Source organism: Pseudomonas laurylsulfatiphila (assembly GCF_002934665.1).
In the GTDB taxonomy this organism is placed as follows: Bacteria; Pseudomonadota; Gammaproteobacteria; order Pseudomonadales; family Pseudomonadaceae; genus Aquipseudomonas; species Aquipseudomonas laurylsulfatiphila.
Genome location: NZ_NIRS01000010.1, coordinates 195,417 through 216,047, shown reverse-complemented (window position 1 = coordinate 216,047; position 20,631 = coordinate 195,417). Strand labels below are relative to the sequence as shown.

Annotated in this window: 17 protein-coding genes and 1 riboswitch; of the genes, 12 read left to right on the top strand and 5 right to left on the bottom strand. The window is 61.7% G+C overall.

Annotated features, from left to right (window positions below; genetic code table 11):
• Positions 1-99: 99 nt before the first annotated feature.
• A riboswitch (TPP riboswitch) is annotated at positions 100-205 on the top strand.
• A gap of 150 nt (positions 206-355) precedes the next feature.
• Positions 356-2,245 (top strand): phosphomethylpyrimidine synthase ThiC, encoded by a 1,890-nt coding sequence (thiC, locus tag CD175_RS30565; RefSeq protein ID WP_104451579.1) that lies wholly within the window; start codon positions 356-358, stop codon positions 2,243-2,245.
• A 149-nt stretch (positions 2,246-2,394) separates the two neighbouring features.
• A complete protein-coding gene (cytX, locus tag CD175_RS30560) occupies positions 2,395-3,687 on the top strand; it encodes a putative hydroxymethylpyrimidine transporter CytX (RefSeq protein ID WP_104451578.1) in 1,293 nt (430 codons plus the stop codon).
• On the opposite strand, the gene CD175_RS30555 is transcribed toward cytX, so the two are convergent.
• Positions 3,656-4,402 (bottom strand): RsiV family protein, encoded by a 747-nt coding sequence (locus tag CD175_RS30555; protein WP_104451577.1) that lies wholly within the window; start codon positions 4,400-4,402, stop codon positions 3,656-3,658. The genes cytX and CD175_RS30555 overlap by 32 nt on opposite strands.
• A 224-nt stretch (positions 4,403-4,626) precedes the next feature.
• Here CD175_RS30555 and CD175_RS30550 point away from each other — a divergent pair, with 224 nt between their 5' ends.
• From CD175_RS30550 to CD175_RS30510, 9 genes are all read left to right on the top strand, one after another.
• Complete coding sequence (locus CD175_RS30550) at positions 4,627-5,244, top strand: NUDIX domain-containing protein (protein ID WP_015093209.1); 618 nt, start codon at positions 4,627-4,629, stop codon at positions 5,242-5,244.
• On the top strand, positions 5,235-5,687 hold the full coding sequence (locus CD175_RS30545) for a DUF1249 domain-containing protein (RefSeq protein ID WP_007977461.1): 453 nt from the start codon (positions 5,235-5,237) through the stop codon (positions 5,685-5,687). Before CD175_RS30550 ends, CD175_RS30545 begins: the two co-directional genes overlap by 10 nt.
• Positions 5,688-5,799: 112 nt before the next feature.
• Positions 5,800-6,615, top strand: coding sequence for a 3',5'-cyclic-AMP phosphodiesterase (gene cpdA / locus CD175_RS30540; RefSeq protein WP_104451576.1), 816 nt, complete (start codon positions 5,800-5,802; stop codon positions 6,613-6,615).
• Positions 6,616-6,791: 176 nt separating this feature from the next.
• Positions 6,792-7,400: a YqiA/YcfP family alpha/beta fold hydrolase gene (locus tag CD175_RS30535; protein WP_104451575.1), complete on the top strand. Its 609-nt coding sequence runs from the start codon at positions 6,792-6,794 to the stop codon at positions 7,398-7,400.
• 50 nt (positions 7,401-7,450) lie between these two features.
• Positions 7,451-9,355: a DNA topoisomerase IV subunit B gene (parE, locus tag CD175_RS30530; protein ID WP_007977465.1), complete on the top strand. Its 1,905-nt coding sequence runs from the start codon at positions 7,451-7,453 to the stop codon at positions 9,353-9,355.
• On the top strand, positions 9,355-10,344 hold the full coding sequence (locus CD175_RS30525; protein ID WP_104451574.1) for an esterase-like activity of phytase family protein: 990 nt from the start codon (positions 9,355-9,357) through the stop codon (positions 10,342-10,344). The genes parE and CD175_RS30525 overlap by 1 nt, the downstream gene beginning before the upstream one ends.
• Positions 10,341-10,865 carry a retropepsin-like aspartic protease family protein gene (locus CD175_RS30520; RefSeq protein ID WP_104451573.1) on the top strand — a complete coding sequence of 175 codons (525 nt, stop codon included), beginning with the start codon at positions 10,341-10,343 and terminating at the stop codon, positions 10,863-10,865. The genes CD175_RS30525 and CD175_RS30520 overlap by 4 nt, the downstream gene beginning before the upstream one ends.
• Positions 10,866-10,872: 7 nt before the next feature.
• Entirely contained in the window at positions 10,873-13,140 is a 2,268-nt protein-coding gene (parC, locus tag CD175_RS30515; protein WP_015093214.1) for a DNA topoisomerase IV subunit A, read from the top strand.
• 175 nt (positions 13,141-13,315) lie between these two features.
• Positions 13,316-14,029 carry a PqiC family protein gene (locus tag CD175_RS30510; protein WP_104451572.1) on the top strand — a complete coding sequence of 238 codons (714 nt, stop codon included), beginning with the start codon at positions 13,316-13,318 and terminating at the stop codon, positions 14,027-14,029.
• Between the two features lie 258 nt (positions 14,030-14,287).
• Here CD175_RS30510 and CD175_RS30505 read toward each other — a convergent pair whose 3' ends face one another.
• A complete protein-coding gene (locus CD175_RS30505) occupies positions 14,288-15,805 on the bottom strand; it encodes an AhpA/YtjB family protein (RefSeq protein ID WP_104451571.1) in 1,518 nt (505 codons plus the stop codon).
• 135 nt (positions 15,806-15,940) lie between these two features.
• Between CD175_RS30505 and serB the strand changes: the two genes are divergently transcribed.
• Positions 15,941-17,155 carry a phosphoserine phosphatase SerB gene (gene serB, locus CD175_RS30500; RefSeq protein ID WP_007977477.1) on the top strand — a complete coding sequence of 405 codons (1,215 nt, stop codon included), beginning with the start codon at positions 15,941-15,943 and terminating at the stop codon, positions 17,153-17,155.
• A gap of 130 nt (positions 17,156-17,285) precedes the next feature.
• On the opposite strand, the gene asd is transcribed toward serB, so the two are convergent.
• The 3 genes from asd to CD175_RS30485 are packed head-to-tail and all read right to left on the bottom strand — an operon-like array spanning position 17,286 to position 20,561.
• Positions 17,286-18,146, bottom strand: a complete 861-nt coding sequence (gene asd, locus CD175_RS30495; protein WP_104451570.1) for an archaetidylserine decarboxylase — start codon at positions 18,144-18,146, stop codon at positions 17,286-17,288.
• 18 nt (positions 18,147-18,164) lie between these two features.
• A complete protein-coding gene (locus CD175_RS30490; RefSeq protein ID WP_104451569.1) occupies positions 18,165-18,980 on the bottom strand; it encodes a rhodanese-like domain-containing protein in 816 nt (271 codons plus the stop codon).
• Positions 18,981-19,022: 42 nt separating this feature from the next.
• Entirely contained in the window at positions 19,023-20,561 is a 1,539-nt protein-coding gene (locus CD175_RS30485) for an HDOD domain-containing protein (protein ID WP_104451568.1), read from the bottom strand.
• Positions 20,562-20,631 lie beyond the last annotated feature (70 nt).

Here is a 20,631-nt window from a genome sequence, read left to right as displayed (position 1 = left end):
TTGGGGTGGCAACAATCCTGATACTGCGTGTTATTACGCCATTCATCATGGTATTTGCCGGGGGGTTGGCGTTCTTTGCCAGTTGTGTCTAGACTGGCCGGGTTCTTGTCGGGGTGCCTTGCTATGAGGCTGAGATCGAATAATTTCGGATCCCGTTGAACCTGATCAGGTTAGCGCCTGCGTAGGGAACAAGATTTCTCGTCACCCGGCGAGTCCTCTTGTGCTTCGTCCGGGAAATTGTTCGACAATCGAACGCTCCCCGTGTGACGACGCACAGCACCAGTCCTGGTGCGTCCGTGCCTTTCAGGTTCTGCTCCGACAATCCACTGCCTGGATGCTGTCTGGAGAGCCCGTGATGACCATAAAAGCAAAAAACGCGATCAACCTGAGTGAGTCGGCCAAGGTCGATGAACAGTCGGTTCAACCCTTTACCCGTTCGCAAAAAATCTACGTCCAGGGCTCTCGTCCGGACATCCGCGTGCCGATGCGCGAAATCACCCTGGACGTGACGCCGACTGACTTCGGTGGCGAAATCAACGCCCCGGTGACTGTCTACGATACCTCGGGTCCCTACACCGATCCCAACGTGGTGATTGACGTACGTAAAGGCCTGGGCGACGTGCGTTCGGCGTGGATCGACGACCGTGGTGACACCGAACGCCTGAGTGGCCTGAGCTCGAACTTCGGTCAGGAGCGCCTTGCCGATCCAGAGCTGACCAAACTGCGCTTTGCCCACGTGAACAACCCGCGCCGCGCCAAGGCCGGGGCCAACGTCAGCCAGATGCACTACGCGCGCAAAGGCATCATCACCGCCGAGATGGAATACGTCGCCATCCGCGAAAACATGAAGCTGCAAGAGGCCCGCGCCGCCGGCCTGTTGAAGCAACAGCACGCCGGCCACAGCTTCGGCGCGAGCATCCCGAAAGAAATCACCCCTGAATTCGTCCGCGAAGAAATCGCCCGCGGCCGCGCGATCATCCCGGCCAACATCAACCACACCGAACTGGAACCGATGATCATCGGCCGTAACTTCCTGGTGAAGATCAACGGCAATATCGGCAACAGCGCCCTGGGTTCGTCCATCGAAGAAGAAGTGGCGAAACTGACCTGGGGCATTCGCTGGGGTTCGGACACGGTCATGGACCTGTCCACCGGCAAGCACATCCACGAAACCCGTGAGTGGATCATCCGCAACTCGCCGGTGCCGATCGGTACGGTGCCGATCTACCAGGCGCTGGAGAAGGTCAACGGTGTGGCCGAAGACCTGACCTGGGAGCTGTTTCGCGACACGCTGATCGAGCAGGCCGAGCAGGGCGTCGACTACTTCACCATCCACGCCGGCGTGTTGCTGCGCTACGTACCGATGACCGCCAAGCGCGTGACCGGCATCGTATCCCGTGGCGGCTCGATCATGGCCAAGTGGTGCCTGGCGCACCACAAAGAGAACTTCCTCTACACCCATTTCGACGAAATCTGCGAAATCATGAAGGCCTACGACGTCAGCTTCTCGCTGGGCGATGGCCTGCGTCCGGGCTCGATTGCCGACGCCAACGACGAAGCGCAGTTCGGCGAGCTGGAAACCCTCGGCGAGCTGACCAAGATTGCCTGGAAACACGACGTGCAGTGCATGATCGAAGGCCCGGGTCACGTGCCGATGCAGTTGATCAAGGAGAACATGGACAAGCAGCTGGAGTGCTGCGACGAGGCGCCGTTCTACACCCTCGGTCCGCTGACCACCGACATCGCGCCGGGCTACGACCACATCACCTCGGGCATCGGTGCGGCGATGATCGGCTGGTTCGGTTGCGCCATGCTCTGCTACGTGACGCCGAAGGAGCACCTGGGCCTGCCGAACAAGGATGACGTGAAGACCGGGATCATCACCTACAAGATCGCCGCGCACGCCGCCGATCTGGCGAAGGGACACCCGGGTGCACAGATCCGCGACAATGCCTTGAGCAAGGCGCGTTTCGAGTTCCGCTGGGAAGACCAGTTCAACCTGGGCCTCGATCCGGACACCGCGCGTTCGTATCACGACGAAACCCTGCCGAAGGATTCGGCCAAGGTCGCGCACTTCTGCTCGATGTGCGGGCCGAAGTTCTGCTCGATGAAAATCACCCAGGAAGTCCGCGAGTATGCGGCCAACCAACGGATCGAAGCGGTCGACGTGGACGTCGCCCAAGGCATGGCTGAACAGGCCGAGCGCTTCAAGCAGGAAGGCAGTCAGCTTTACCAGAAAGTTTGATCTGACAGGTCGGCGGTGTACTCACCGCCGTCTTCGCGAGCAGGCTCGCTCCCACAGGGGATTTGTGAACGACGCAAACCTAATGTGGGAGCGAGCCTGCTCGCGAAGGCAATCAAGAAAACAACAAATGTCCCTCTGAGATAACACCCTTGAGCATTCAACCCAGCACTTACTCCCCCGACATCGCGGTGCCGACCGACAAACGTGTGTTCGGCGGTCGCGATCTGTTTTCCCTGTGGTTCTCCCTCGGCATCGGCCTGATGGTATTGCAGACCGGTGCATTGCTCGCGCCGGGCCTGGGCCTGTCCGGTTCGTTGCTGGCGATTTTCCTCGGCACCCTGGTCGGCGTTCTGCTGCTCGCGGCGGTCGGGGTGATTGGCAGTGACACCGGCCTGTCGTCGATGGCCGCCCTCAAGCTCAGCCTCGGTACCAAGGGCGCGAGCCTGCCGGCGGTGCTGAACCTGCTGCAACTGATCGGTTGGGGTTCGTTCGAAATCATTGTCATGCGCGATGCCGCCAGCCTGTTGGGCGCGAAGGCCTTCAGCGACGGCAGCCTGCTGTCGAATCCGCTGCTCTGGACCCTGTTCTTCGGCGCCCTGGCGACCCTGTTGGCGGTCAGCGGCCCGTTGACCTTCGTCCGGCAGATCCTGCGCAAGTGGGGTATCTGGCTGCTGTTGGCCGCGTGCATCTGGCTGACCTGGAACCTGTTCGCCAAGGCTGACCTGGCTGCATTGTGGGCCCAGGCCGGTGACGGTTCGATGCCGTTCGCCGTGGGTTTCGACATCGCCATTGCCATGCCCCTTTCCTGGCTGCCGCTGATCGCCGACTACTCGCGGTTCGGCAAACGGGCGAAAAACGTCTTCGGTGGCACGGCCATCGGATTCTTTATCGGTAACTTCTGGCTGATGAGCCTGGGCGTGGCCTACACCCTGGCATTCGCGCCGAGCGGTGAAGTCAATGCATTGCTGCTGGCGCTGGCCGGTGCCGGCCTGGGGATTCCGCTGCTGCTGATTCTTCTGGATGAATCGGAAAACGCCTTTGCCGATATTCACTCGGCAGCGGTGTCCAGCGGGATTCTGTTGCGTGCCAAAGTCGAGCATCTGGCCCTGGCCATCGGCGTTATCTGCACGCTGATTGCCCTGCTGGCGCCATTGGCCCAGTACCAGAACTTCCTGCTGCTGATCGGTTCGGTGTTTGCGCCGTTGTTCGGCGTGGTGCTGGTGGACCACTTCATCCTGCGCAAGCGCAGCGGCCAGGTGGCTTCAGCCGCTTTGCGCTGGCCGGCGCTGCTGGCCTGGCTGGGTGGGATCAGCACTTACCATCTGCTCGCCAACCTGTATCCGGACGTGGGTGCGACCCTGCCGGCGCTGGTCCTGGCAGGGTTGCTGCAGCTGGTACTGGGCCGGGCCTTCAGTTACGGCCGGGAAACAGCTCGGGCTTGATGATGCCGTTCAGGCGAGGGTAGGGGATCTTCAGTTCGACATGGCCCAGCGCGTAAGGCGCAATGGTGCTGGTTTCGTACTTGAGGATCACCCCGCCGTAGGTCAGCGCCACGTTCTGGGTTTTCTGGAACGGCCAGCTCTTCACGAACTCCGGTTCCTGATCGAGCTTGGTGCTGATCAGCCAGCTGTTGTGCGCCACTTGCGCGGCTTTCCAGAATGCGTCTTCCTGCCCTGGCACCAACATGTCGGACAACGTCAGCACTTTATGCTGCTGGCGCGAGTAGTTGATGAAACCCCGCCCCGGCGTGCCATGGGCTCCGCCGGTGTCCAGGTAGCTGGACAATTCGATGATCACCAAGCCGTCATGCTGCTCACGTACCTTTGCTTGCAGATAGCTGCTGTTGCGCGGGCCGGCGGTGCGCAGGAACTCTTCGCGATAGGCCGCCAGGGTCGGTGCGACCGGCGCGTCGGGCGAGGTGCGGGTCATTTGCAGCAGGCGTTTTTCGATGATGCCGTCCAGGGCAGGCTCGTCCGGAAAGTGCAGGGTGTCGATGTTGACCAGCGGGCATTCCGGGTTGCTGCAGCCGGGCTTGAGTTGCTCGGAAGCGTCGCGGGTGGTTTCCAGCGGCGTCCGGTAGTTGGGCTGGAACAGGCTCGCGCAAGCGCCCAGGGTCAGGGCGATGGCGGCCACGGAGGCGATTTTGAAAAGCGACATGGGCGTCCTTTCTGAAACAGGGGAAGGCAAAAAGTTACCGGCTTCGACTCTCAACAAAGCAATCAGTTCGCCACTAAGCTAATTAGAGAGGGTTTCGCCTTCACCGTCCATCCCGCTGACGGGAAAGGGGCTGCATCAAACATCACGGGCGCGTTAGGATGGCGCGAAGTCGAGGCCCAGGAAGAAAGCAGCCTCGTTCAGGATTTGCAGTAACGAGGATAATCATGACGGATTTTGCCAACGCCATTCCGACCGCCGTTGATATCGTGCGGCGCGAAAAATGCTACGAGGGCTTCTACAAACTCGAACGCGTGCACTTGCGCCACGAATTGTTCGCCGGGGGCATGAGCCGTGAGATCAATCGTGAAGTGTTCGTTCGCCATGATGCGGTCTGCATGCTGCCTTACGATCCGCAGCGCGATGAAGTGGTGCTGATCGAGCAGTTTCGAGTCGGCGCCATGGGCAAGACCGACAACCCGTGGCTGATCGAACTGGTCGCTGGTCTGATCGACAAGGATGAAGTGCCGGAAGCAGTTGCTCACCGCGAAGCGCAGGAGGAAGCTGGGCTGGAAATCGGGGCGCTCTGGCCGATGCTCAAATATTTTCCATCGCCGGGCGGCAGTAACGAGTTCGTGCATTTGTACCTGGGGCGTTGTGATACTACCGGGGTAGGCGGCCTGCATGGGCTGGAGGAAGAGGCAGAAGACATCCGCGTCACGGTCTGGGCTTTCGAAGATGCCCTGCAAGCCGTGCGCGACGGGCGTATTGCCAACGCGGCGAGCATCATTGCCTTGCAATGGCTGGCTTTGAACCGCGTTGAAGTGAGGGGGTTATGGTCGTAAACAAGCTGCGCGATCGCTATCGGGTAGATCTGGTGGGGCTGCAAGCGTCCTGCGAGGCGAACTACGCGCGCCTCATGCGACTGCTGCCGGACATGCGCAGCGAGCCTGCCGCGCGGCGCATCGCCGTGACCCATGGCGACCAGATGCTCGGCGTGCTGGCCCTGGAGGTATTGCTGACCTGTCCTTACACCACGACCCTGCAAGTGCGCCAGGAACACAGCCTGCCGTGGCTGCCGGTGCCGCAACTGGAAGTGCAGGTCTATCACGATGCGCGTATGGCCGAAGTGGTGAGCGCCGAACATGCACGACGCTTTCGCGGCATCTATCCTTACCCGAACGCCTCGATGCACCAGCCGGACGAAAAGGCCCAGCTGAACATGTTTCTGGGCGAATGGCTGAGCCATTGCCTGGCGCTGGGGCATGAGTACGAAGTCGTACGTTAACGGCGAAGCGCAGATGTGAACTGCGTCAGGTTCACGGATTTCCCCTTTCGATCGTCCCCCAGCATAATTGCGGCACTTACCCATCCCCGTGATCACGCCCTGGGAGAACGCCTTGCCGAGCGTATCCACATTGACCACCGCCGATCCGGCGTTGCTGGTGCAACTCTCCGACAGCCATCTGTTTGCCGAAGCGGACGGTGCGTTGCTGGGCATGAACACCCGCGACAGCCTGCAAAAGGTCATCGAGCTGGTGCGCGCGCAACAGCCGCAGATCGATTTGATCCTGGCCACGGGTGATCTGTCCCAGGACGGGACGCTGGCGTCCTACCGGCAATTTCGCGAGATGACGCGCCAGCTCGATGCGCCGGCGCGCTGGATTCCCGGCAACCACGATGAGCCACAGATCATGGCCGAGGCGGCGGTGCAGAGCGCTTTGCTCGAACCGGTGGTGGATATCGGCAACTGGCGGGTCACGATGCTCGATTCGGCGGTACCGGGCTCGGTGCCGGGATATTTGCAGGATGAACAGCTGCAGTTGCTCGCCCGCTCGTTGAGCGAAGCGCCGGAACGCCATCATCTGGTGTGCTTCCACCATCACCCGGTGTCCATCGGTTGTGCCTGGATGGAACCGATTGGCTTGCGCAATCCCGAAGCGTTGTTCGCCGTGCTGGACCGTTTCGAACAGGTGCGGGCGGTGTTGTGGGGGCATGTGCACCAGGAAATCGATCAGAGGCGCAATGGTGTGCGATTGATCGCCTCGCCCTCGACCTGCATCCAGTTCGAGCCGGGCAGCGAGGATTTCAAGGTCGGGGAACAGGCGCCGGGCTATCGCTGGTTGCGGCTGCTGCCCGACGGGGGGCTGGAAACCGGTGTGGAGCGGGTCACCGGATTCGATTTCACTGTGGATTACGGTTCCAACGGCTACTGATACATCCCTTGTAGGAGCTGTCGAGTGCAACGAGGCTGCGATCTCTTGATCTTAAAAAATCAAAATCAAAAGATCGCAGCCTGCGGCAGCTCCTACAGGGATCGCATTTCATCGGCACCCAACGCGCCCGAGTCCCTGTAAACTCCGACTCTTTAGCCGACGCACAGGGAACTCAAATGTCCGGTTCGATCCTTTATATCCACGGCTTCAACAGCTCGCCGTTGTCGAAGAAGGCCTGCCAGTTGGTCGAGGTGATGGAGCGTCTGGGCCTGAGTGAACACTTGCGCGTTCCGGCATTGCACCACCACCCGCGCCAGGCTATCGAGCAGCTGGAGCAGGCGATCGCCGAACTGGGACGGCCACTGCTGGTCGGCAGCTCCCTCGGCGGCTACTATGCCACTCACCTGGCCGAGCGCCATGGCTTGAAAGCCCTGTTGATCAACCCTGCCGTCAGCCCGCACCGGATGTTCGACGGCTATCTGGGGACGCAGAAAAACCTGTATACCGAAGAGGCCTGGGAGTTGACCCACGACCACGTGACGGCCCTGGCCGAGCTGGAAGTGCCGGCACCCCGGGATCCGCAGCGTTATCAGGTATGGTTGCAGACAGCTGACGAAACGTTGGACTATCGTCTCGCCCAGCAGTATTACCGGGCATGCGCCTTGCGTATCCAGGCCGGTGGCGACCACAGTTTCCAGGGTTTTGCCACGCGACTGCCGGCCATGTTGAGTTTTGCCGGCATTGGTGCCGATTTGTATCAGGCAATCGATTTCAGCGCATTGTGAGCGATAGCCCCATGAATTCTTTTTTCACCGAACACTGACGACGAGACCCCATGGCCACTCCCAGCGCTAGCTCTTATAACGCCGACGCCATCGAAGTCCTCTCGGGCCTCGACCCGGTGCGCAAACGCCCCGGCATGTACACCGACACCAGTCGGCCGAACCACCTTGCCCAGGAAGTCATCGACAACAGTGTCGACGAAGCCCTGGCCGGGCATGCCTCATCGGTACAGGTGATCCTGCATGCCGACCATTCCCTGGAAGTCAGCGATGACGGCCGTGGCATGCCGGTGGACATTCACCCCGAGGAAGGTGTTTCGGGCGTCGAGTTGATCCTCACCAAGCTTCACGCCGGTGGCAAGTTTTCCAACAAGAACTACCAGTTCTCCGGCGGTTTGCACGGGGTGGGTATTTCGGTGGTCAACGCCTTGTCCACCGAAGTGCGGGTGCGGGTCAAGCGTGACGGCAACGAGTACCAGATGACCTTCAAGGATGGCTACAAGGCCACCGAACTGGAGATCGTCGGTACTGTCGGCAAACGCAACACCGGCACCAGTGTGTTTTTCGCACCGGATCCGAAATACTTCGACTCCCCGAAATTCTCCATCAGCCGCCTCAAGCACGTGCTCAAGGCCAAGGCCGTGTTGTGCCCGGGGCTGCTGGTCAGTTTTGAAGACAAGGCCACCGGCGAGAAAGTCGAATGGCATTACGAAGACGGCCTGCGCTCCTACCTGGTGGACGCGGTCAGCGAATTCGAGCGCCTGCCGGACGAGCCGTTCTGCGGCAGCCTGGCCGGTAATAAGGAAGCGGTGGATTGGGCGCTGCTGTGGCTGCCCGAAGGTGGCGACGCGGTACAGGAAAGCTACGTCAACCTGATCCCGACCGCACAGGGCGGTACCCACGTCAACGGCTTGCGCCAAGGCCTGCTCGACGCCATGCGCGAGTTCTGCGAATTCCGCAGCCTGTTGCCGCGCGGCGTGAAGCTGGCGCCGGAAGACGTCTGGGAACGTATCGCCTTCGTACTGTCGATGAAGATGCAGGAGCCGCAATTCTCCGGCCAGACCAAGGAGCGCCTGTCGTCCCGTGAAGCGGCGGCGTTCGTCTCTGGTGTGGTCAAGGATGCGTTCAGCCTGTGGCTCAACGCCCACCCGGAAACCGGCATGCTGCTGGCGGAACTGGCGATCAACAACGCCGGCCGTCGCCTCAAGGCCAGCAAGAAGGTCGAGCGCAAACGCATTACCCAAGGCCCGGCGCTGCCGGGCAAGCTGGCCGACTGTGCCGGGCAGGACCCGATGCGTTCCGAGTTGTTCCTGGTGGAAGGTGATTCCGCCGGCGGCTCGGCCAAGCAAGCGCGAGACAAAGAATTCCAGGCGATCCTGCCGTTGCGCGGCAAGATCCTCAACACCTGGGAAGTCGACGGCAGCGAAGTGCTGGCCAGCCAGGAAGTGCACAACATCGCCGTGGCGATCGGTGTCGATCCGGGCGCTGCCGACATGAGCCAACTGCGCTACGGCAAGATCTGCATCCTCGCCGACGCCGACTCCGACGGTCTGCACATCGCGACCTTGCTGTGCGCCTTGTTCGTCCAGCACTTTCGCCCGCTGGTGGATGCCGGTCACGTCTACGTGGCCATGCCGCCGCTGTACCGCATCGACCTGGGCAAGGAAATCTACTACGCCCTGGATGAAGCCGAACGCGACGGCATCCTTGATCGTCTGGTAGCCGAGAAGAAACGCGGCAAACCGCAGGTCACCCGATTCAAGGGGCTGGGTGAAATGAACCCGCCGCAGCTGCGTGAAACCACCATGGACCCGAACACTCGGCGTCTGGTGCAGTTGACCCTGGAAGATTTCGAGGCTACCTCGGAAATGATGGACATGCTGCTGGCGAAGAAACGCGCCGGTGACCGCAAGACCTGGCTGGAGTCCAAGGGCAACCTGGCCGAGGTGCTGGGCTGATGCGTCTGGGCTTTGCCCTGGCCTGTGCGTTGCTGCTGACGTCGATTACGGTATCTGCCGAGCCGGCGCCACAGCTGCGCCTGTTGTCCGGGCATGTCGTCGACAGCATGCGCGGTGGCAACCTGTCCGGGCTGGCGCAGTGCGGCAATGACCTGTGGGCAGTTTCCGACCGCGACGATGATCAGATCTATCGCCTCGATACCAGCGGACCTGACTGGCAGGCCGAAGCGGTGCACATTGACGTGCCGCCGGTGCCTGACAGCGGCTTGCCCTGGGGGTTGAGGTCTAGTGTCTGGGGAGCTTCGTTCGTGCGTGGCGGCGATCTGGACTTCGAAGGCATCTCCTGCGACAGCGCCGGCAATCGCTACATCGTCAGCGAAGGCCATGCCGCTGTCTTGCAAGTGCCGGCCACGGGGCCTGCTACCTGGCTGAAAATTTCGCCGATGATGGTTCGCGAGGCACGGGCCAGAGGCCTGTTACTGCAATTCAATGCGCTGTTCGAAGGGCTGGCGGTCAATCCGGCGGGCGATCAGATGTGGCTCGCCGCCGAGCGTCAAGGCCGCGGCCTGCTGATGATCAAACGCAAGCAGACGTTGTGGGATTGCGACGGTGGCTGCGTGCTGCTGAGCGAGGCGGGCATGGAAATGCAACCCGAGCAGTTTCCCCACGCCAGAGCTGTCTCGCAGGATTTTTCGGACCTGTCGCTGTTCAACGGCAAGCTGTTCGCCCTTGAACGCAACGCCTATCAGATTTGTCGCCGGGATCCGCAGACGGCCAGGGTCGAGCGCTGCTGGTCGTACGCCGCCGAGTTGTTGCAGGAAAACCGTCGTTATCCACAGGACTACGGGTTGGAAGAAGCGTTGATCGTGGATGCCGATGGTGCCTGGATCGGTGTCGACAATAACTTCGGTGCGCGCGCCGATGGTGAAGTGCGTCCGGTGGTCTGGCGCTTCGCTGCACCGGAAGGTGGCTGGAGTGCCAAGCCATGAGCCAACAAACGCCGGGTCAGCGCATCGGCCGGGTGTTTATGGTGCTGGCCTGGTGCGCAGCGCTGTTTCTGGCCACGCGGTTTTTCGGCCAGTGGGAAGCGCGGCAGCAAAATCCGAATGTGGTGGTCAGCTCGGAGCAGGGCGAAGGTTTCATCGAGGTGAAACTGGTCAGCAATGTGCAGGGGCATTTCGTAGCCAGCGGCCAGATCAACGGCCAGCCGGTGGACTTCATGCTCGACACCGGGGCGACCGATGTGTCGATTCCGGCGGACCTGGCCAAGCGTTTGAAGCTCGAAGAAGGATTCGGCGTGACCCTGAGCACGGCCAATGGCCTGAGCCAGGGCTATCGCACCCGTATTGAACGCCTGCAACTGGGCGACATCGTGCTGCGGGATGTGCGCGCACTGGTGGCCCCGGGGCTGCATGGCGATCAGGTGTTGCTCGGCATGAGCGCACTGAACAAACTTGAATTTACCCAGCGCGGTGGCACCATGCTGCTGCGCCAGACAACGAACCGATGAGGCCCGCATGAGCGACTCCCTTGATCTCAGCCTGGACGGTGTAGAACGCCGGTCACTGGCTGACTTCACCGAAAATGCCTACCTCAACTACTCCATGTACGTGATCATGGACCGTGCCCTGCCGCATATCGGCGACGGTCTTAAACCGGTACAGCGGCGTATCGTCTACGCCATGAGCGAGCTGGGGCTGGACGCCGATTCCAAGCACAAGAAATCGGCGCGTACCGTCGGTGACGTGCTCGGTAAATTCCACCCCCACGGCGACTCGGCCTGCTACGAAGCCATGGTCCTGATGGCCCAGCCGTTCAGCTATCGCTACACGCTGGTCGACGGCCAGGGCAACTGGGGTGCGCCGGATGATCCCAAGTCCTTCGCCGCCATGCGTTACACCGAAGCGCGGCTGTCGCGTTATTCCGAAGTGCTGCTCAGCGAACTGGGCCAGGGCACGGCGGACTGGGGGCCGAACTTCGACGGCACGCTGGACGAGCCGCTGGTCCTGCCGGCCCGTTTGCCGAACATCCTGCTCAACGGCACCACCGGCATCGCCGTGGGCATGGCCACCGACGTGCCGCCGCACAACCTGCGCGAAGTCGCCACGGCGTGCGTGCGTTTGCTCGATGAGCCCAAGGCTACGGTCGAACAGCTCTGTGAACACATCCAGGGCCCGGATTACCCGACCGAAGCGGAAATCATCACCCCGCGCGCCGACCTGCTGAAAATCTACGAAACCGGTCGCGGCTCGGTGCGCATGCGCGCCGTGTATCACATCGAAGACGGCGACATCATCGTCACCGCGTTGCCGCATCAGGTCTCGGGCGCCAAGGTGCTGGAGCAGATTGCCGCGATGATGCAGGCCAAGCCGTCCAAGGCCCCGCAAATCGCCGACCTGCGCGACGAATCCGACCATGAAAACCCGTGCCGGATCGTGATCATTCCGGGGGCGCGCAAGAACTTCGACCACGATGCCTTGATGCAGCACCTGTTCGCCAGCACCGAGCTGGAGTCGAGCTACCGGGTCAACATCAACATCATCGGCCTGGACGGCAAGCCGCAGCTGAAAAACCTGCGCGCGTTGCTGGTCGAATGGCTGGAGTTCCGGGTGCAGACCGTGCGTCGTCGCCTGCAATTCCGCCTCGACAAGGTCGAGCGTCGCCTGCACCTGTTGGACGGTTTGCTGATTGCCTACCTCAACCTGGATGAAGTGATCCACATCATCCGTACCGAGGAACAGCCACGGGCGAAACTGATCGAACGCTTCGCCCTGAGCGAGATCCAGGCCGACTACATCCTCGACACCCGCTTGCGTCAACTGGCGCGACTGGAAGAGATGAAGCTGCGTGCCGAGCAGGATGAATTGCTCAAGGAACAAGCCAAGCTGCAAGCCCTGCTGAGCAGCGAAGCCAAGCTGAAAAAGCTGGTGCGCACCGAGCTGATCAAGGACGCCGAAACCTACGGCGACGACCGTCGTTCGCCTATCGTCGAGCGCGCCGAAGCCAAGGCCCTGACCGAGCACGATCTGCTGCCGAACGAGAAAGTGACGGTTGTACTGTCGGAAAAGGGCTGGATTCGTTCCGCCAAAGGCCACGAGATCGATGCCACCGGGCTTTCCTACAAGGCCGGGGACGGGTTCAAGGCGTTGGCCGCCGGGCGCTCCAACCAGTTTGCCGTGTTTATCGACTCCACCGGCCGCAGTTATTCGGTGGCCGCCCATACCTTGCCGTCGGCCCGTGGCCAGGGCGAACCGCTGACCGGTCGCCTGACGCCGCCACCGGGAGCGAGTTTCGAATGCGTGCTGATGCCCGAAGACGACGCGTTGTACGTGATCGCCTCCGACGCCGGCTACGGTTTCGTGGTCAAGGGCGAGGACCTGCAAGCCAAGAACAAGGCGGGCAAGGCCCTGTTGAGCCTGCCGAACAACGCCAAGGTCATGCTGCCGCGCCCTGTTGCCGATCGTGAGCAGAACTGGCTGGCATCGGTGACGACCGAAGGTCGCCTGCTGATCTTCAAAATCAGCGACCTGCCACAATTAGGAAAAGGCAAAGGCAACAAGATCATCGGGATTCCCGGTGAGCGAGTGGCCAGTCGCGAAGAGTATGTGACGGACATCGCCGTATTGCCGGACGGTGCAACACTGGTGTTGCAGGCCGGGAAACGTACCTTGTCACTGAAAGCGGACGACCTCGAACACTACAAGGGTGAACGTGGCCGTCGCGGCAACAAGCTGCCGCGTGGCTTCCAGCGGGTAGATGCGCTGCTCGTCGAAAACCTCAATTAGGCCTCCTGGAGGTGCCGAACTACGAATTAACCCGTAGTTCGGCGCTTTGCGCTGGAGTCGGAACGCATATTCACGGATGATATGGCCTTTCAAGCGCCGGCACTGCCGCGCGTTCTTCATATTTATTGAGTATTTTCACTGTGATCAGCCTTTTATTGATCACCTGGATGGGACGATGACTGCTCTGCGCCTTCCTTTTATTCTTATGCTCGCCGGCATTCTTGGCCTGGCGGGTTGCAGCGTTCACCAACCGGTGTCGCTGTATCAGCTGGACGCTGGAAACCCGGTTCAGCCTGCGCAGAACGCGGGCATGGCGGTATTGTTGGGCCCGGTCACCGTGGCCGACTACCTGCAGCGCGAAACCTTGTTGCAGCGTCAGCCGGATGGCAGCTTGCAAGCATCGACCGACGGTCGTTGGGCCGGCAGCCTTTCGTCGGATATCGATCAGTTGCTGCTGCGTCAGGTCGCAGGTCACCTGGACAGCCAGCGCGTAGTGCTGGCCCCGGCAACATTGGGGTTCACCCCGGACGTTCAGGTGCTGCTGACCATCACGCGCCTGGATTCGGGTGCAAAGCAACCGGCGATCCTCGATGCGCAATGGCGGCTGATCGACCGTCGCGGGCAGGTCCGCGACAACCGCATCATCCATTTGCAGGAACAGCATGCCGGTAGTACGGCGGCTCAGGTCCAGGCACAGGGCGTGTTGTTGCAACGCCTGGCCTCGGAATTGTCGGTGGCGCTCAAGCCGCTGGCCAATCAGCCGCCGATCGCCGAAGTCCCGCGTAAAGCGCCAGCCAAAGTGGCTGCACCTGCGGTAGAACAGGAAAAGCAGCCGAAGATCCCGATGGCCGCGCCTATTCGTACGGATATGGAAGTGTTCCGCTTCTAAGCCTGGACTGAAGCTGTTCCCCCATAAAGCCCGCCTTGTGCGGGCTTTATTGTTTCTGCCGGCTGGCGATCTTTAGTGTGGCTGGTGGCCTCATCGCGAGCAGGCTCGCTCCCACAGGGGGTCCTCAGTGAGCACTCCGTTGTGGTAACCCGGATCAATTGTGGGAGCGAGCCTGCTCGCGAAGGCGTAGGTACAGACAACAAAAAAGCCCGCAGACGATCACTCATCTGCGGGCTTCATTGTGGCCGGGCCTAAGGTTTAAGCCCGGCGCTCGTGCATCCGCGCCAGTTGCCGCTCAAGCATCGATGGATACGGCTCCATCAACCGCTCCACGCAGCATGCGCCTTCAGGGCTGGCAATCGGGCGGATCCGTGCGCGCTGACGGATCAACGCGTCGTCGCTGATCTTGCGTTCCACCAGCAGCAGGTTGCGGCTGTGCTGCGACAGGGCCAGGGCGTCCTGGGCAGGGTCGGTCAGCAACAGGTCGATCTGGCTCAGGCCGAACAGTTCGTCGCCGAGGGTCAGGCCCAACTGCAATTGCAGGGTGATGCCGCTGTCCGCGACTTCGATCTGCAACTGGTGGCCCAAGGCCCGTAGCAACTCGCCACAGCAAATGGCGTTGGTCAGGTAATCGTCGCCGCTGTCTTCGGTGTGGAACAGCATCAGCGTGCTGCCATCGTTCAAGGTCTCCACTTCGCCCTGATACAGCGATGCGGCCTGGTCGAGGCAATCGCGATAGCGCTCCAGCAGTTCTTCAAGGCGCGCCCGCGGCAAGCGTCGCAGTTGCTCCTGGGAGCCCAGTTGCACCGCCAGTACCGCGCTGTGTTGCGGCACGCTCGGCGTGGCCTTGCGAATCACCGGTTGCGGGGGGCTGTCCAGCGACTCGTCGCGCAGGTCGGCGAACGGGTCCTCGTCATCGTCGTCTTCGACGGTGCTGACGATCTGCCGTGGCGCTGGCTTGAGCGCCGCTACCGGGCGGCTCTCGTCGAAACTCGGATCGCGCAGGTTACGGACTTCGAAGGCCGGGTCGGCCTCGTCATCGACGTCGTCGAATTCCGGTTCCGGTTCCGGCACAGGGGCAGGCTCCGGGGCGAAGTTGGCGTGCAGCTGGCGCGCCAGGTCGCCGATTTCGTCCTGGCGGTCGGTGGCCGGGGTGTATTCATCGATATTGCGCAGCCACACCCGCAATTGCAGCAGGGGTGTTGAGAGATAACGCCCCATGCGCAGGCTCAGGGCCAGGGACAGGGCCAGCAGGATGGCGCTGAGGATGCCCATGCTTTGCAGGCTGATGGTCATCGGCTGCTGGAACTGGTCCATGTCCAGGCTGATGCGCAATTGCCCGGCGGTCACGTCCTGGAAGGTGATCTTGCTCTGGTACATGCCTTCGGCCTCGCCCAGCAGGCCATGCTTGGGACGCTGGCCGGATTCGGCAAGGATGCGGTTGTCCGGGCTGTAGATGGCGGCGTGGGCCACCAGCTTGTTCTTGGTCAGGTTATTGAGCAGCACATTGAGGCTGAGGATGTCGTTGGACACCAACAGCTCCGTGGCCGAAGTGGCCGTCTGCGTCGTCAGGCTTTCGCCCAGCGCATCCGCCTGCTCGTGCATGGCCTGCTTGAACTGCAGGCCCATCACACCGGCATAGATGACCAGGGCCAGGGCGACCAGGATCACGTTATGGCTGGCGATGCGCAATGCAATCGGTACACGGCGGTGGCGCAGTGCCCGGAAGATCAGCAGGAAGAAGTTATCGGTTTTTACTGGCGTGGGCCGGTTCACTTGAGCTCGGCTCTTTTGTCCGTGAAGTTGACGCGCAGTATAGCGACAGGCCCTAGACCGTCAAAGCGCTCACGGTGCCCGATGGTCACTGAAAGTGGGTAGAATGCGGTTTTTTTCCACCTGCGGGGGTGCGCCTTGCGCGAAATCGTCCTGATAAACATCACGGGAGTCGACCGTCCGGGTCTGACTGCGGCCATTACCGGCGTTCTGGCCCAGGGTGGTGTGAACATTCTCGACATCGGTCAGGCGGTGATCCACGACACCTTGTCGTTCGGCATCCTGGTTGAAATTCCCGATACCGAACAAGGCAAGTCCGTGCTCAAGGACATCCTGTTCAAGGGCTACGAGCTCGATCAACAGGTGCGTTTCACGCCGGTGTCCGAACAGGATTACCAGCAGTGGGTCGGCAACCAGGGCAAAAAGCGCCACATCGTGACCCTGTTGACCCGCAAGGTGACAGCCGGGCAGTTGCAGGCCGTGAGTTCGATCACTGCCAAATATGGCCTGAACATCGACCACATCGATCGTCTGTCCGGGCGCATGCCACTGGACACCCCGGCCGACAAGGGCAAGGGCTGCATCGAGTTTTCCGTGCGTGGCGAGGCGGCTGATCCGCAGGCACTGCGGGCCGAATTCCTCAGCGTCGCCCAGGAACTGAACGTCGACATCGCCTTCCAGGAAGACTCGCTGTTCCGTCGCAACCGTCGTCTGGCGGTGTTCGACATGGACTCGACCCTGATCGAAGCCGAAGTGATCGATGAGTTGGCCAAGGCGGCTGGCGTGGGTGACAAGGTTTCGGAAATCACTGAGCGGGCGATGGCCGGCGAACTGGATTTTCGCGCCAGCTTCAAAGAGCGCCTGGCCCTGCTCAAAGGTCTGGACGTTGGCGTGCTGGATTCCATTGGTGCCTCGTTGCGCCTGACCGAAGGGGCCGAAACCCTGTTCGCCGAACTCAAGCGCCTGGGCTACAAGACCGCGATCCTGTCAGGCGGCTTCACCTACTTCGCCAAGCAATTGCAGGCCAAGCTGGGAATCGACTATGTGTTTGCCAATGAGCTGGAAGTGGTCGACGGCAAAGTCACCGGCGTGGCGGTCGAGCCGATTGTCGATGCACAGCGCAAGGCGGATTTGCTGAAGGAACTGGCACACAAGGAAGGCTTGCGCCTGGAGCAGACCATTGCGGTCGGCGACGGTGCCAATGACTTGCCGATGCTGGCGATTGCCGGGTTGGGCGTGGCGTTCCGCGCCAAGCCGCTGGTGAAGCAGTCAGCCAAACAGGCGATTTCGACGCTGGGGCTGGATGGCGTGCTGTACCTGCTGGGCTTCCGCGATCGCGACGGCCAGTTGTAACGCGCAAACCCACTGTAGGAGCGAGCCTGCTCGCGATGAACCTGAGAGCGACGCGGGCATTCAGAATGCCCGCGTCATCGTTAACGTCCATCGCGAGCAGGCTCGCTCCTACAGTGAATAGCGGTGTCTATCAGGCTTTTGGTGAGCCCATGCCCTGACCCATCTGCACCGCTGTACCGGCAGTCATTTCCTCAGCCCACTTCACCTGATCCGGCCCGAACAGCACGACGGCGGTCGAACCCAGCTTGAAGCGACCCAGTTCCGCACCTTTTTCCAGGTGGATCGGCGCGCGCGCGGCTTCGTCGTAGCGGAAGGTTTTCAGCTCGCGCTTCGGCGGCGTGACCAGGCCGGCCCAGACGGTTTCAATCGAAGCCACGATCATTGCGCCTACCAGCACCACGGCCATCGGCCCGCGCTCGGTGTCGAAAATGCACGCCACGCGCTCGTTGCGGGCGAACAGTTCCGGAACGTTTTCAGCGGTGGTCTGGTTGACCGAGAACAGACGGCCCGGGATGTAGACCATCTCGCGCAGGGTGCCGGCCAGCGGCATGTGCACGCGGTGGTAGTCCTTCGGCGACAGGTAGATGGTCGCGAAGTCACCGCCCATGAACGGCGCAGCATTCGCCGCATCGCCACCCAGCAGTTCCAGCACGCTGAAGCTGTGGCCCTTGGCCTGGAAAATACGACCGTGCTCGATCGGGCCGAGCTGGCTGATCGCGCCGTCGGCCGGGCTGAGGATCGCGCCCGGCGTTTCGTCCAGCGGGCGGGCGCCGTCTTTCAGTGCGCGGGTGAAGAACGCGTTGAAGTGCTCGTAGGCAGTCAGGTCTTCGACCAGCGCCTGGGACATGTCCACCTGATAGCGCTTGGCGAACCAGGCGGTAAAGGCATTCTTGAACCAGCGCACGCGGCATTCGGCGATGCAGCCGGCCAGTCGCGAGAGCAAGTTGTGGGGCAGCAGGTACTGGCCGAGGAGAAACAGACGCTTGTTCATTAACAGTCCTTAAAAATCTTAAATTTCTACCGGGGTATCGGGATGGTTGCCCCATTCGCCCCAGGAGCCGGCGTAGCCCTTGACCCGCGGATAACCGAGAGCCTTGGCCACCAGATAGGTGAAGCCAGAGCGGTGGTGGGTCTGGCAGTGGGTAATCACTTCTTTGTCTTTGCTGATCCCGAGTTGTTCGAGGATCTGCGGCATGTCGGTGCGGATGCGCAGCTGGCGCGACTGATCCATGCCGGCGGTCCATTCGAAATTGACCGCACCGGGAATGTGCCCGCCCTTGGCCGCCAGGACTTTCTCGCCGGAATACTCCAGCGGCCCGCGTGCGTCCCAGATCGCCAGGTCGGCGGCGCCGAGGCGGCTTTGCAGGTACTCACGGGTGGCGGTGGGTTCGTCGTGCAAGGTCAGTGAAACCGGGCCGCCCACGGCTGGCGGGATCTGGATCGACATGGGCAAGCCTTCCGCCAGCCAGGCCGTCAGGCCGCCGTCGACGTAGTGGTACTTGCTGTGGCCGATGACATCCAGCAGCCAGATGAAGCGCCCGGCCCAACCGCCGCCTTCATCGTCATACACGACATAGACCGCATCGGGATTGTGTCCCAGCTCGCCAAACAGCGTTTCGAGCGCTGCCTGCGGGGGCATCAGTCCCGGGGCGGGTGCCTGCCCCAGTTGCGTGCGTTTCGGATCGACAAAGCGCGCGCCGGGAATGTGTCCCTCGGCGTAGCGGGCGGCACTGGTCAAGTCCACCAGAATCAGTTCGCGAGCGTCGAGGCGAGGGAGCAAGTCGCTCGGCTCGATCACCAGCGGCAAGCCAGAGAAGTCAGACATGTGAGGTCTCCAGAGCACAAAAGGGAGGATTGTAGCGCAGCCTTATTGGCCACGGTGGCTAAAGCTGTGCAGGGCTTTCTCGATGCACTGCGCGGTTTTACCGAAGGCCTGTACGGAAATTTCCGAAAACGGCCCGCCGCCCTGATCCGCCACGACGATCATGATCACCCGGCCATTATTGACCAGTGAGCGCAGCAGCAGGTGTTCGCCGCTGAACTGTGAGCGCAGGCTGTTGGGCAGCAGGGCCGAGAATTGCGCGTTGTTGGCCGGCGTCAGGCGGACCTGGGCCTGTTGCGCGAGCAGGCGTTGCAAGACGTTGCTCTGGCTGACCACAAAGTTCAGCCCGGCCGTTTCCTTCGGCAGGCCGGCCGTCTGGTGCACGCGCAGGTTGGCATGGGTACGGTCGGCCATCAGGATCATCACCCGACGCATGCCGCAGGCCACCAGAGCATCGCGGGCGGCGATGGTCAAGTGCATGGCGTTGGTGAAGCGACTCGGCTCGACCAGCAATTCGGCGCATTGCTTGCGCCATTTCGCCAGATCTTCGGCAGTGGGGCCGGCGGCCGGTAGCAGTCCGGCGTGGATACGGTTCATACCCCACGGCCAGATCAGCGATTCAGCGGGGTGCCAGAGGTCGGGCATGGAGTGATGGCGCGCGCTGTTGGCGGCTTGCTGGTGCAGTTGTTGTTGCACCTCATCCATCGGCATTTGCAGGTAAAGGCTGGTCAGGTACTGCCAGCGTTCACTGTGCGGGCTGTCCCAGGCGTGTTGTGCCGACAGCGCCAGCCCGTTGGCCAGCAGCACCGTATTGGCCGGTTGGTTGAGCCAGCGGCGCAGGGTCGGATCGTCATCGAGGCGGTTCTGCTGGCGCAACGGGTGCTCGCTGTCACGGGCGATGCGCAGGACTTTCACCAGCTCCCGCTGCTCGGTGAGCAACAGGCGATAGCCCTGTTGCACCCAGATCGGCAAGTGCCAGACCTCCACCAGCGCCTGGCCGATGTCCAGCAGGCGTACGCCAAACAATTGCTTTTCTACTTTACGTGCCGATTCACCTTTATGGATGACCCGCAGCTCCCAGTCTTCGAGCAGTTCTGGATGGGTCAGCGCCAAAGGCCACAGGGGCGAAAGAAACAGCAGGCTACCCCAGTGGATGTCCTGCCACAGGCGAGCCAGGCGACTGGCAAAAAAACCATTGGCCTGTTGCGTGGCGTGCTGGCTGATCATCTGCAGCTGACGCAAGGCTTTGGGGATTTCGGACTGGGGGTCGGCGGGCAGGCGCGCGAGCAACTCTTCGGTGCGTTTCAGGCCCAGGCGATTGATCGCAACCTCAAGGTTTTCCGCAGGCTCGGCCATGCCGCCGTGGGTGTGCCGGTTGGCTTCGCGAATCACGCTCAAGGCCAGGGCGGGGCTGCCTTGCATGAGGTCGGCGATATCGCGCAGTGAGCTTCGATTGTCGCGGATGGCCTTGCAGACCCGGTCGTGGCTGGCTTGCGGGACGGGAAGGCGTACGCCATCGAGCAGCTTGACCCAGCCTTCGAGCGTCGTTGGTTTTGGTGTTGGAACGTTCGTTTCGTTAACCATGGTGGGAGGCGATCATCGTCAACAATACCTGTGCCCGGAAGGGGTCAAATTAGCTTTTCGCCTGAACTGG